The 13,379-nt window shown below is 36.9% G+C and carries 8 protein-coding genes; 4 read left to right on the plus strand and 4 right to left on the minus strand.

The genetic code is table 11. The annotated features are described in order from the left end of the window. Positions 1 to 8 precede the first annotated feature (8 nt). Complete coding sequence (locus NDQ75_RS08855; protein WP_202027115.1) at positions 9 to 941, plus strand: PorP/SprF family type IX secretion system membrane protein; 933 nt, start codon at positions 9 to 11, stop codon at positions 939 to 941. 13 nt (positions 942 to 954) lie between these two features. Next, complete coding sequence (locus tag NDQ75_RS08860) at positions 955 to 2,901, plus strand: OmpA family protein (RefSeq protein WP_202027116.1); 1,947 nt, start codon at positions 955 to 957, stop codon at positions 2,899 to 2,901. Positions 2,902 to 3,003: 102 nt separating this feature from the next. On the opposite strand, the gene NDQ75_RS08865 is transcribed toward NDQ75_RS08860, so the two are convergent. Further along, complete coding sequence (locus NDQ75_RS08865) at positions 3,004 to 5,415, minus strand: alpha-ketoacid dehydrogenase subunit alpha/beta (RefSeq protein WP_202027117.1); 2,412 nt, start codon at positions 5,413 to 5,415, stop codon at positions 3,004 to 3,006. Between the two features lie 475 nt (positions 5,416 to 5,890). Here NDQ75_RS08865 and recG point away from each other — a divergent pair, with 475 nt between their 5' ends. Both recG and pheT read left to right on the plus strand, forming a co-directional pair. Beyond that, complete coding sequence (gene recG, locus NDQ75_RS08870; protein WP_202027118.1) at positions 5,891 to 7,993, plus strand: ATP-dependent DNA helicase RecG; 2,103 nt, start codon at positions 5,891 to 5,893, stop codon at positions 7,991 to 7,993. 234 nt (positions 7,994 to 8,227) lie between these two features. Next, entirely contained in the window at positions 8,228 to 10,654 is a 2,427-nt protein-coding gene (pheT, locus tag NDQ75_RS08875) for a phenylalanine--tRNA ligase subunit beta (RefSeq protein WP_202027119.1), read from the plus strand. Positions 10,655 to 10,700: 46 nt separating this feature from the next. Here pheT and NDQ75_RS08880 read toward each other — a convergent pair whose 3' ends face one another. From NDQ75_RS08880 to NDQ75_RS08890, 3 genes are read right to left on the minus strand one after another with little or no spacing between them, the layout of a single operon-like run. Continuing rightward, complete coding sequence (locus NDQ75_RS08880) at positions 10,701 to 11,159, minus strand: nuclear transport factor 2 family protein (protein ID WP_202027120.1); 459 nt, start codon at positions 11,157 to 11,159, stop codon at positions 10,701 to 10,703. Between the two features lie 16 nt (positions 11,160 to 11,175). Beyond that, complete coding sequence (locus NDQ75_RS08885; protein WP_202027121.1) at positions 11,176 to 11,949, minus strand: TIGR03915 family putative DNA repair protein; 774 nt, start codon at positions 11,947 to 11,949, stop codon at positions 11,176 to 11,178. Further along, positions 11,949 to 13,208 carry a putative DNA modification/repair radical SAM protein gene (locus NDQ75_RS08890; RefSeq protein ID WP_202027122.1) on the minus strand — a complete coding sequence of 420 codons (1,260 nt, stop codon included), beginning with the start codon at positions 13,206 to 13,208 and terminating at the stop codon, positions 11,949 to 11,951. The genes NDQ75_RS08885 and NDQ75_RS08890 overlap by 1 nt, the downstream gene beginning before the upstream one ends. Positions 13,209 to 13,379: the final 171 nt, after the last annotated feature.

A 13,379-nucleotide genomic window follows, 5' to 3' on the forward strand; every position in this document is an offset into this window, starting at 1 on the left:
ATGCATGTATGAAAAATGGATTTTATAAAATAGTGATTACTTTTTGGCTTCTAGCAGGTTGTATGATTAATTCATATGGCCAGCAAGACTCCCAATTTACGCAGTACATGTACAACACCATGACTTTTAATCCTGCATACGCTGGAACACGAGAGGTTTTTAGTTCCATTGCGTTGTACAGAAATCAATGGAACGGCTTGCAAGGGGCACCGGAAACTATGAATTTTGCAATGCACGGTCCCGTAGGAAACAAAGTAGGTTTGGGTTTTAGCATTACCAATGATCAAATTTTTATAGCTAACGAAACGGAAATTGATTTTGTTTTTAGCTACATTATGAACGTTTCCGATAGGGGTAAGTTATCTTTAGGAATTAAAGGTGGATTGAACTTCTTCGATATTGATTTCACTCGAGTTAATACAGGCTTGCCCAATGGTGGGAACGCAAGTGTTCAATATAATGTAGACAATGAGTTTTCTCCGCAAGTGGGAGCCGGTGCATTTTATTATACCGATCGATTTTATGTAGGTGCCAGTGTTCCCAATATTTTAGAGACATCACATTTTGATGAATCGGAAAACAGTACGGCTGGAGAGCGATTGCACCTTTACTTTATTTCCGGCTACGTTTTTAATCTTTCCAGCAATATTCAATTTAAACCTGCCGCACTGGTTAAGGCCGTTAGCGGAGCGCCTTTACAAGTAGATATTTCTGCAAATTTCTGGTTTTATGAAAAATTTGCGTTGGGAGCTGCATATAGGTGGGATGCCGCCACAAGCGTTTTAGCTGGTTTTCATTTAGACGATAGATGGATGATTGGCTATGCTTACGATTGGGAAACTACTCCTTTGGCACAATACAATGGGGGTTCTCATGAGATTTTTATAAGATTTGAATTATTTAAGAACAGGAAGAAAATTATATCTCCCCGCTTTTTTTAAAAATAATAATGATATGAATCGGTATTTAGTAATAATTGTTTCATTATCCTTTTTTCTGAATTTTCCATGTGTTTTTTCACAAGAAAGACTAGAAAAGAAAGGAGATAAGGCGTTTGATAAATATGCATTTATAAATGCACGTGAGTATTATTTAAAAGTTGCAAATGAAGAAGAAGAACCTTCTGATGAGTTACTAAAAAAGCTAGGTGATTCCTACTACTACACGGGGGATTACATAAATGCCGCAAATTGGTATAGAAAACTTTACAACAAGGATACCGCAATTCCAGCTGAATATTTATACCGTTACGCACTTTCCCTAAAAAGTACAGGAGATTATGCCTATTCAGATAAAATTATGGGAGAATTTTATGATGCTAAGGGAAACGACTACAGAGCGCGGCTTTTTGATGAAAACAGGGATTATCTAAATGAAATAGAATTACAATCAGGTAAGTTTTCCATGGAGAAGGTAGATTTTAACTCGCCTTTATCAGATTTCGCACCTACTTTTTACAATAACGGGATTCTCTTTGCTTCTAACCGTATACGTCCAAAAATGGAAAAAAGTGTTCATGCTTGGAATGATCAACCTTTTTTAGATCTTTATTTTGTTAGTTCAGATTCTACTTCAGAAAAGATTGAATTATTCAGCAAAAAAATAAATACAAAATTTCACGAATCTACCGCCGCTTATGTAGACAGCCTGAACACGCTTTATTTTACACGTAATAATTATTACAAAAATCAATATGGGGAAGATGAGGAGGGAGTAAATCGGTTAAAACTATTCAAAGCTGTTAAAACTGAAAATGAAGACTGGAAAGTAGAGGAACTGCCCTTTAATAGCGATAGTTTTTCGGTGGCACACCCTACCGTGAGTCCCCATGGAGAATATTTATATTTTTCTTCTGATATGCCCGGAGGGTATGGGCAATCGGACTTATACCGAGTTAAAATTAACGGTAACGGTTTTGGAACTCCTGAAAATTTAGGCAAGGAAATAAATACTGAGGGTCGTGAAACTTTTCCTTTTTTAAGCAGTGACAACCAATTATTTTTCTCGTCGGATGGACATGTAGGTTTGGGTGGTTTGGACGTTTTTGTGGCACAAATTGGAGAAGGTGATTATGTTGGGCCTGCTTACAATGTAGGCCGACCCATAAATGGAAAGCAAGATGACTTTACTTTTATTTTAAGTAACGATACCAAACGTGGTTATATGGCTTCCAACCGGGGGAATCATCCAAGTAACGACGATATTTATAAAATTGAGCAAATAGGGGATTTGATTGTTGCTTGTTTTCAGTTACTAAAAGGAAATGTGCTCGACTATTCAACCAAAAAAAGTATTGCTGGAGTCGAAGTTTCTTTATTGAATGCTAAAAATGAAGTAATTGAAACAGTTTATTCAGATGACTTAGGAAATTTCAGTTTTAAAGAGCAATTATCATGTATGCAAAGCTATACGATTCGTACTTCCATGCGGCATTACGAAAATGTTGAAAAAAATGTAGCAACAGGAAATTTGCCTTCAAAAGTTATTGAAGAAACGCTGTTGCTGAAAAAAGGCGATTTTGTAACGGGAACCGATTTAGGAAAAGTAATTAAATTGAATCCTATTTATTTTGATTTTGATAAATGGAATATCCGTCAGGATGCTGAAATAGAGTTGAAAAAAGTGATTGAAGCCATGCAAATTTTCCCAGAATTAAAAATAGATGTTCGTTCGCATACAGATAGCAGGGCACCAGCCGATTACAATTCATGGCTCTCTGAAAAAAGGAATCAAGCAACCATTCAATACATAATTGATGCAGGCGGAATTGCACCACAAAGACTTTCAGGCAGAGGATATGGCGAAGAGCAACCCGTTAACCACTGCACAGATGGTGTTGCATGCAATGAAAAAGAACATCAATTAAATAGACGCAGCGAGTTTGTTATCTTAAAAAGATGAGAGTGCCTTAAAATCAATAGCCAAGGTTAGAAGGCTAAATCTTATAAATTACTGGAATCGAGACTCTGCAAACTGATTACTGAACACTACCTACTGAAAAAACTATCTCAATTTTGGATACTTCGCTGGGTTAGCTTCATGCATAATATCATATACCTTTTCAAAAATATCTTCTGCATTAGGTTTCGAGAAATAATCACCATCACTCGCATAGGCCGGTCTGTGTGCTTTAGCGGTCAACGTTTGTGGCGCACTGTCTAAATATTGATAGCCTTTTTGATTTTCAACAATTTCTTGCAGCAAATAGGCAGAGCACGCTCCAGGAACGTCCTCATCAATTACCAACAATCTATTGGTTTTCTGAACGCTTTTAACTGTATCGTGATTAATATCAAAAGGTAGTAGCGTTTGCGCATCGATAATCTCCACATCGATATCCACTTCAAGTAGTTCCTTCGCAACCTGCTCAACAATACGAAGTGTAGATCCGTAGGAAACCAAGGTAATATCCGTTCCTTCTTTAACCGTTTCTACCACGCCGACAGGTGTTTTAAGTTCACCTAAATTATTTGGAAGTTTTTCCTTTAATCGGTAACCATTTAAGCTTTCAATAATTAATGCAGGCTCGTCACTTTCCATCAAAGTGTTGTAGAAACCGGCAGCTTTGGTCATATTTCGTGGTGCTAAAATATACATTCCTCGAAGTAAGTGGATAAGCCCGCCCATTTGCGAACCGGCATGCCAAATCCCTTCGAGACGATGCCCCCTAGTTCGAACAATTAAAGGAGCTTTTTGTTTCCCTACTGTTCGGTAAAGGGTTGATGCTAAATCATCACTTAACACATAAAGTGCATATAAAATATAGTCAAGGTATTGAATTTCAGCAATAGGACGTAAACCTCTCAAGGCCATTCCTATTCCTTGACCAATAATCGAAGCTTCACGAATACCGGCATCGGCAACGCGCAGTTCTCCATATTTTTTCTGAAGTCCTTCAAGTCCTTGGTTTACATCTCCGATATTTCCACTGTCTTCACCAAAGATGAGTGAATTTGGATAATTGCCGAAAAGCTTATCGAAATTATCACGTAATACAATTCGTCCATCCACCGTTTCTGCATCTTCATCATATTCAGGAACCACTTCCGCAATATTGGTTGCATTGCTTTTGGTTTCGCTGTGGAGGTGAGAACTGTATTCGGGTTCGGTTCTGGTATAAAAAGACTCAATCCAATCCTGCAATGCTATTTTCGCCTCGCTATTTTCATGGGTAACATAGCGAAGTGCTTTTCTAGCCGTGGAAATCACATTTCTTTTCACGGGTTCATCAATAGAAATGAGATCGTTTTTAAGTCGGTTTATAAAACTTTTGTTGGAACTGGAATTAGCAAGATCGCTCAAAAGTGAAACCACTTGTTTTTTATCAGCTTTTATGGGAGCTAAAAACTCGCTCCAAGCTTCTTTTTTTCCGTCCCTTACTTCTTTTTTTATTTTCTTCTCAAGTTGATTGAGTTCTTCATCCGTAGCAAAGTTATTGGCAATTATCCACTCACGTAATTTCAGGTTACAATCAAACTCTTTTTCCCATTTTAATCGATCTTCCGATTTATAGCGCTCATGGGAACCAGAAGTAGAATGCCCTTGAGGCTGGGTAAGTTCAGTAACATGAATCATTACGGGAACGTGTTCCGTTCTGGCAATTTCACCCGCTTTGGTAAATGTTTCAATAAGAGCTGGATAATCCCAGCCTTTTACTACTAAAATTTCAAAACCATTTTCGGTTTCGGTACGTTGAAATCCTTTTAAGATTTCAGATATATTTTCTTTAGTCGTTTGGTGTTTAGCATGTACGGAAATTCCATATTCATCATCCCAAATGCTAATCACCATAGGAACTTGCATAACACCTGCTGCATTGATGGTTTCAAAGAAAATGCCTTCACTGGTGCTCGCATTTCCAATAGTTCCCCAAGCAACTTCATTACCGTTAATAGAAAATCCTTCTTTTTCGGTTCCCTCTACGTGGCGGTATATTTTAGAAGCTTGTGCTAATCCCAACAAACGAGCCATTTGGCCTCCCGTTGGAGAAATATCAGAGCTACTGTTTTTTTGTTTAGTAAGATCCACCCAAGAACCGTCTGGATTATTACTTTGGGTTAAAAAGTGGCCACCCATTTGTCTTCCTGCGCTCATAGGCTCTTTTTCAATGTCGGTGTGTGCATACAGTCCGGCAAAGAAATTTTTAATGTTCAATTCGCCTATGGCCATCATAAAAGTTTGGTCTCGATAGTAACCACTTCTAAAATCGCCATTTTGAAAAGCTTTCGCCATGGCCAATTGAGGAAGTTCTTTACCATCACCGAAGATGCCAAATTTAGCTTTTCCAGTCAAAACTTCCCTTCGCCCTAAAAGACTACATTCGCGGCTAGTAACCGCTATCTTATAATCGTTAAGAATTTGATTTTTAAAATCATCAAAGGAAATATCTTGTTTTGTATCAGGTTTTGTTTGCATAAAATTTGTTATGAGACGCTCACAAAAATAGCCAAAAAGAATGGTTTGTGCAATTAAAAAAACATCGCATAAAATGATAATTTTTCAAAAAAAAATGTTAATAATGACTTTTTTTTAATAGAATCAGTAAAAACATTGCTTTTTGTGCGACATTTATAATCTAAAAAGTTTGTTTTTCTGAAAAAAGCAGTTCAAACTACAAGGTTTTCGATTATTGCTGATGAGTATGCGAATTGACAGTTATATGCAGAACTATAGGAAGATAAAATTCTTGTAAATGATAAAGACCCGAATTGAATTTTATTAACTAGAGCGACGTAAAGTTCAATAACGGCCTTCGACAAGCTCAGCCTGACAGAAGAATTTTAAAAAAACAATAAGAACTAATTAACCCAATTACTAATAACTCAATTCCGTACCGACAACCTGTTGTGTTTGCTTTCAACTTTTCAAGCTTTGTCCTATATTCGTAACCATGAATCCGAATATTCTTCAAACACCTATTGACTACTTAAAAGGAGTAGGTCCTAATCGAGCGGACTTACTAAGGAAGGAACTCGGTATTCATACCTATCAGGATTTGGTCAATCTTTTTCCTAACCGATATCTCGACAAAACACGGTATTACAAAATAAACGAGCTTCAGCGTAATGGCACCGAAGTTCAAATCATAGGAAAGATTACCCATTTAAAAACTGTTGAGCAGAAGCGGGGAAAGCGTTTGGTCGCCACTTTTGTAGATGAAACCGGACAAATGGAACTAGTTTGGTTTCGCGGTCACAAATGGATTCGAGAGAATTTAAAGCTAAATAAACCGTATGTGGTTTTTGGCAAAACCAATTGGTACAACGGATTTTCCATGGCCCATCCCGATATGGAATTGTTGGAAGTGCATGAAAAGAGTATCCGAACGGCAATGCAGCCTATTTATCCTTCTACGGAAAAACTTACCAACAAGGGAATTACCAATAAAGTAATCAATAAGATAATGCAGCAGCTTTTTGTGGAAACAAAAGCTCGTTTTTTTGATACTTTGTCAGAAGAACTGCGTAACGAACTTAAATTGATTTCCAAAAGTAAAGCGCTTTTCAATATACATTTCCCTCAAAACCAAGAGTTGCTTGCCAAGGCTCAATACCGACTTAAATTTGAGGAACTTTTTTATATTCAGCTACAGCTTATAGCCAAAAATTTAACCAGAAAAAATAAAATAAAAGGTTTCAATTTTGATAAAGTAGGTACCCTTTTTAATACATTTTATACCGAACATTTACCTTTTGAGCTTACCGATGCCCAAAAACGGGTGATTAAAGAAATTAGAAATGACCTTGGCACCAACGCACAAATGAACCGTTTACTGCAAGGTGATGTTGGCTCGGGGAAAACTATTGTCGCACTTATGACAATGCTTCTGGCGATTGATAACGGTTTTCAAGCTTGCTTGGTAGCTCCTACTGAAATTTTAGCACAACAACATTTCAACGGTATTTTGGAGTTGGTTAAACCTTTGAATCTTGAAGTGAAATTATTAACGGGTTCTTCCAAAACTTCAGAAAGAAAAGAAATACACGAGCAGTTGGAGGAGGGAAGCCTACATATTTTAATTGGTACCCATGCTGTGTTGGAGGATAAAGTTCAGTTTAAAAATCTCGGACTGGCAATTATCGATGAGCAACATCGATTTGGGGTGGCGCAGCGAGCAAAATTGTGGCATAAAAATGAAATCCCACCGCATATTTTGGTTATGACAGCCACTCCCATACCGCGAACGCTTGCCATGAGTTTGTACGGCGATTTGGATATTTCGGTAATCGATGAGCTTCCGCCAGGGCGTAAGGCTATAAAAACCGTACATCGCTACGATAGCAATCGGCTAAAAGTTTTTGGTTTCATTAAAGATGAAATTGCTAAAGGCAGGCAGATTTATGTAGTTTATCCGCTTATTCAAGAATCGGAAAAGCTGGATTATAAAGATTTAATGGATGGTTATGAAAGCATTGTACGGGAATTCCCTCAACCTAATTATCAAATTTCCATCGTGCACGGACAAATGAAGCCGGCCGATAAGGACTATGAGATGGAACGTTTTGTAAAAAGGGAAACACAAATTATGGTTGCTACAACCGTTATTGAGGTGGGTGTGAATGTGCCCAATGCTTCTGTTATGATTATAGAAAGTGCCGAACGTTTTGGACTATCACAACTTCACCAATTGCGCGGTCGTGTCGGCCGTGGAGCCGAGCAGAGTTTTTGTATTTTAATGACGAGCCATAAACTGTCCAACGACTCCAAAACACGTCTCGAAACCATGGTTCGCACTAATGACGGATTCGAAATTGCGGAAGTTGATCTTAAACTGCGTGGTCCAGGAGACATTATGGGAACCCAACAAAGTGGTGTCCTAAACCTTAAAATAGCAGATATTGTAAAAGATAATGACATTCTTAAAACTGCAAGATATTATGCAATGCGCGTTCTTAAAGAAGACCCAAGATTAGGTTTGGAGAAAAATAAAATTTTCCGTTATACATATCAACAACTAGCCAAACATAAAAACATCTGGAATTATATTAGTTAATCGTTATGGCACGTTGGACAACCGTAGACATTGTAGAAAATTTGCTGTTTCTGTTTCTCTTCAATAAATTACTTTGTTTCGATAGGCGAGGCGATATATTATTCGGTTTTGTTCTAAATGATGCTTCATTTCAATAAAAGCGGAATGATTTTCCTTCAAAAGAAAACTTCATGAGAGGTTCCAATTATAAAGCGGATTATTATCTTTGCACCTCTAAATAAATAATCGTAGCAAGTGAAAATTTCATATAACTGGTTAAAGCAATTTATACAACTTGATTGGGAATCTGATAAAACAGCAGAGCTTTTAACCGATTTAGGATTGGAAGTAGAGGGCGAAGAGACTTTTGAATCGGTGAAAGGTGGTTTAAAGGGAATCGTGGTTGGGCACGTTTTGGAATGTGAGCAACACCCCAATGCAGACCGATTAAAGCTTACCAAAGTGGATGTTGGAGCGAGTGAACCCCTGCAAATTGTATGTGGTGCACCAAATGTAGCTGCGGGACAAAAAGTACCTGTGGCAACCATCGGTACAACATTGTATGATGAAAAAGGAACGCCTTGGGAAATTAAGAAAGGTAAAATCCGTGGAGAGGCTTCATTTGGGATGATTTGTGCGGAAGATGAACTCGGATTGGGAGAAAGTCATGACGGAATCATGGTTTTAGACGAAAGCCTTACTCCAGGTACGCCATGCGCCGAAATTTTTCAGGTTACTACCGATACTGTTTTTGAAATTGGTTTAACACCCAACCGTGCCGATGCGATGAGTCATCACGGCGTAGCTCGAGACCTTAAAGCTGGATTGCTACAAAAAGATATTAATTTAGAACTTATCACTCCTTCGGTTAGTAGTTTTCATGTAGATAACCGCACCCTTCGAATGGATGTGGATGTAAAAAATAAAGAACTTTGTCCTCGCTATTGTGGTGTTACCATTTCAGGATTGAAAGTAGAGGAGTCTCCAGATTGGATTAAAAATCGATTGAAAGCCATCGGGATTGCCCCAAAAAATAACGTGGTAGATATTACTAACTACGTACTACATGAGCTTGGGCAACCTTTGCATGCTTTTGATGCTGCTAAAATTAGCGGAAACAAAATTTTGGTTCAAACTTTGGAAAAAGGAAGCAAGTTTACAACTCTTGACGGATTGGAGCGAGAACTTCACGAAGAGGATTTAATTATTTGTGATGCCGAGAAACCACTTTGTATTGCGGGTGTTTTTGGAGGTGAAAATTCAGGGGTTACCGAAAGTACGACAAGTATTTTCTTGGAAAGCGCCTATTTTAATCCGGTTTCGGTAAGAAAAACGGCTAAAAGACACGGTTTAAACACCGATGCTTCTTTTAGGTTTGAACGTGGAATTGATATCAATAACACCAAATATGCGTTGCTTAGGGCGGCCTTGTTAATTAAAGAAATCGCTGGAGGAACTATTTCCAGTGACGCTGAAGATTTTTATCCGAAGAAGTTTGAGGATTTTCAGGTATTCTTAACTTTTGAGAAAGTAAACTCTTTAATCGGCCAGAATATTTCTACGGATACTATTAAGTCAATTTTGAGTTCGTTAGAGATAAAAATTAATAATGTAACCGAAACGGGAATCGGACTCACAATTCCTTCTTATCGTGTGGATGTTCAGCGCGAAGTGGATGTTATTGAAGAAATTTTAAGGGTGTATGGATATAACAATATCGAGTTTACTACCAAATTAAATGCTTCTATTGCCAGTACTTCCAAATTTGAAGATTACAAACTTCAAAATATCGTAGGAAATCAACTGGCTGCATTAGGATTTTACGAAATCTTGGCAAATTCGCTTACGAGTCCGAAATACATGGAATTGAGCGAAGACAACAAATCAGAATTCAATGTAACCATGTTGAATCCGCTTAGCAATGACCTATCGGTAATGCGACAGTCTATGCTTTTTAGCGGATTGGAAGCTTTGAGTTTCAATATAAATAGACGTAGTGCCAATTTAAAATTCTTTGAGTTTGGTAAAACCTACCATAATTATGAAAGTGGCCGCATTGAAAACAAGCATTTAAGTTTGTTAATCACGGGCGACCAACATGAAGAAAGCTGGAGAATTAAAAATGGGAAAAGTGATTTCTTTTATTTAAAAGGAATTATCAATGGCGTTTTGGAACGTTTAGGATTGCCAACACCAAAATCGGAACCTGTTTCTTCGGATGTTTTTTCTGAAGGATTGAATTATAAATTGAAAAAGAAAAAGTTGGTTTCCTTCGGGATTGTAAATCAGCGAATTTTAAAACATTTTGATATTAAACAAGAAGTGCTTTATGCCGATTTTGAATGGGATACCATTATTAAATTGGTTAAGCAACAAAAAATTTCATTCACCGAGATTGCCAAATATCCTGAAGTAAAAAGGGATTTAGCTTTATTGTTGGATAAAGATATCAAGTTTGAAGAAGTTTACAACATCGCACAAAACAGCGAGAAAAAACTGTTGAAAGACATCAATTTGTTTGATGTTTATGAAGGAGACAAACTTCCGGAAGGTAAAAAATCCTACGCAGTGAGTTTTACTCTTCAAGATGAAAACAAAACCTTAACCGACAAGCAAATTGATAAGGTTATGAAAAAGCTACAAGGTAGTTTTGAACATCAATTAGGTGCTTCGCTACGATAGATAGGATAGAAATTTAAAAAGTCCCGAAAAAACTTTCGGGACTTTTTTATTTACAGTCAGTTTTCCTTCGTGTATCAATTACGTAAACAATTTTCCAAGCGCCTTTTTGCTTTACAAGCTGAAAAGAATTGGCGCCACAGTGTGAGAATTTTTCATTATACCAAAATTTGTAGGATGTCCAGGCATGTGCCAATGAACCATCTATTTTAATTTCATAACCTAATAATTCTTCTTTAAAGGAGTTTTCTTTCGGTATTGAAGCGATGGATTTCAAAAAACCATTAAATGTTTGAGTTTTCACAATACTTTCACCTTCTTCGCTAGTAGCGATAGTTTGCATAATAATTTCTGAGGAAGCTAGTTTGCGTAATGCAACAGTGTCCTGTTTATGAAAAGCGTCAAAAAAGTTTTCAATGGTGTTTTCAACCTCTTTTTCAGCTGAGTTTTGACTTATCCCAAAGTGAAAAGAGATAAGGAATAGGAAAAGTATTTTATAGTTTTTCATGATATTGAAGTTTGCATTAATCAGGTTGTTTTTCACTTAAATATTTCCAGTATCGTTTGGGAACATGCTGTATGTGTAATTTCATATTTTTCCGTTCCTCTATATTGGAGCTTCTAAAATACGATTTCCATAACTTCTGGAAGTCAAATTCAGCTTCAGAAAAATAAGTTTCATCCGTTTTAGTGAAATCGAAGGTGTCTGGAAAATCTATGTTGATCATTTCTACGGAATGTAAATCGTAATAAATGCCATACTTTCTTTTGATGTCATAAATCAGCCATTTTTGGTCGGCATATCGCTTTTTAAAATGGCTAAGTATTAAAGGAAGCACATTAAAATCCGGTTCAATACCCGCAAAATAAATCTCATCTTTTGTCAGCCGAAATCGTACGAATGCCTCCATTCTGTGCTTTTCCCTGCCCACTTGTTTTGCAATTTGAGCTATTTTTAAAACTGAAGGATGTGAAAAATCTTCACCAGCACCTTTTTCGTTTTTGAAAATGTATTGTATATAATCCAGCAGAATATTTTCCACGTTGGGCTGCTCGCTTAAAAAAGCATAAAAAACAACGGAAGCTTCACGAAAGGTAAGATGTTTTATAAGCCCCTTCCAAACCCTTTTGGCTTGAGTTTCATTAGTCGGAATGAATTCTGTTTCGGCGAACAGTAGACTTTGGGAATGTGTTTCATTTTGAATGGTAACATTACTTAGTTTTTGTTCATACACAGTAAAAACTGTACTAAGAAAGCCATCAAAAGTTCCATCGTAAATTAAGTTGGCGCCATGCATTAAAACAAACTCAATTGATTGTTAAGCGTATTATTGTATTTAGTTTTCGAATTTTGAAGTATAATTCCTTTTAACGATTCAGAAGAAATATCTGCACGTTCAAAATCGCTGCTATCACAAATAATAAAATAACGGGCGCGACTTAAGGCGACTCCAATTCTTTTTAAATGATCCCAATTGAGTCTTCTAAATCTTCTAGCATTTAAAATTTTATAGACAGATTTCATTCCTAATCCGGGAACACGCGCGAGCATTCGTTTGTCGGCAGTATTTATATCCACAGGAAATTCATGACGATTCCTAAGCGCCCAACTTAATTTAGGGTCAATATCCAAATCTAAATGTGGATGTGTTTCATTTAAAATTTCATTTACCTCAAAACCATAAAAACGTAGAAGCCAATCGGTTTGATACAATCGATTCTCCCGAAGAATGGGGACTTCACTGCCAATTTTAGGTAAACGGTCATCATAACTGATGGGCACATATCCTGAGTAATACACACGTTTTAAGTTGTAGTTTTTATAAAAGAAATTAGAAGTGTACATAATTTGAAAATCGCTTTCACCGCTAGCGCCTACAATCATTTGGGTACTCTGTCCCGCAGGAGCATATTTTGGAGTACTTTTTATAAGTTTTTTCTCATTTTTGTACTGAATAATTTCGTTTTTTACCTTCAGCATAGGTTTCACAAAATCTTCCCTTTTCTTTTCAGGAGCCAATTTTTTGAGTCCGATTTCTGTGGGAATTTCAATATTTACGCTTAATCTGTCTGCGTAAAGTCCGGCTTCGCGCATAAGTTCATCTGAAGCTCCGGGAATTGACTTTAAATGAATGTAACCATTGAAATTTTCTTCCAAACGTAGTTTTTTGGCAACGGAAACCAAACGTTCCATGGTGTAATCGGGACTTTTAAAAATCCCAGAACTTAAAAACAAGCCCTCTATATAGTTCCTTCGATAGAAATTAATAGTAAGATCTACTACTTCCTGTACTTTAAAAGCAGCCCGTTGAATATCGTTACTTTTTCGGGTTACACAATACGCGCAATCGAAAATGCAATAGTTGGTAAGTAATATCTTTAAAAGTGAAACACACCTTCCGTCTTCGGTATAGGAGTGGCATATTCCCATACCGGTAGCATTCCCCAAACCTTTATTCGTGTTTGCGCGCTTACTTCCGCTTGAGGAGCATGAAACATCGTATTTGGCGGCGTCTGCTAAAATTTTTAGTTTTTCCCGAGTTCTTTCAAAAGACATAAAACAACAATTAGTGAGGCAATATCTCAAAATCTTTTAAAGGACAGTAACTCAAATGATAGATAAATTATCAATATATCCACAAATACAGATGTCCTATATTTCTAGAATATTTATTGGGAAGGTTATACGAAGATAAAAGAATAAAAGTGAACGACAACAATTAATTTT

The organism is Galbibacter mesophilus (genome assembly GCF_023721415.1).
Taxonomy (GTDB): domain Bacteria; phylum Bacteroidota; class Bacteroidia; order Flavobacteriales; family Flavobacteriaceae; genus Galbibacter; species Galbibacter mesophilus.

Coding starts and splice junctions, on each gene's coding strand:
- NDQ75_RS08890 (WP_202027122.1), bottom strand. CDS start 13,208: ATGTCTTTTGAAAGAACTCGGGAAAAACTAAAAATTTTAGCAGACGCC.
- recG (WP_202027118.1), top strand. CDS start 5,891: ATGAATCCGAATATTCTTCAAACACCTATTGACTACTTAAAAGGAGTA.
- NDQ75_RS08880 (WP_202027120.1), bottom strand. CDS start 11,159: ATGAAAAACTATAAAATACTTTTCCTATTCCTTATCTCTTTTCACTTT.
- NDQ75_RS08860 (WP_202027116.1), top strand. CDS start 955: ATGAATCGGTATTTAGTAATAATTGTTTCATTATCCTTTTTTCTGAAT.
- NDQ75_RS08865 (WP_202027117.1), bottom strand. CDS start 5,415: ATGCAAACAAAACCTGATACAAAACAAGATATTTCCTTTGATGATTTT.
- NDQ75_RS08885 (WP_202027121.1), bottom strand. CDS start 11,949: ATGCATGGCGCCAACTTAATTTACGATGGAACTTTTGATGGCTTTCTT.
- NDQ75_RS08855 (WP_202027115.1), top strand. CDS start 9: ATGAAAAATGGATTTTATAAAATAGTGATTACTTTTTGGCTTCTAGCA.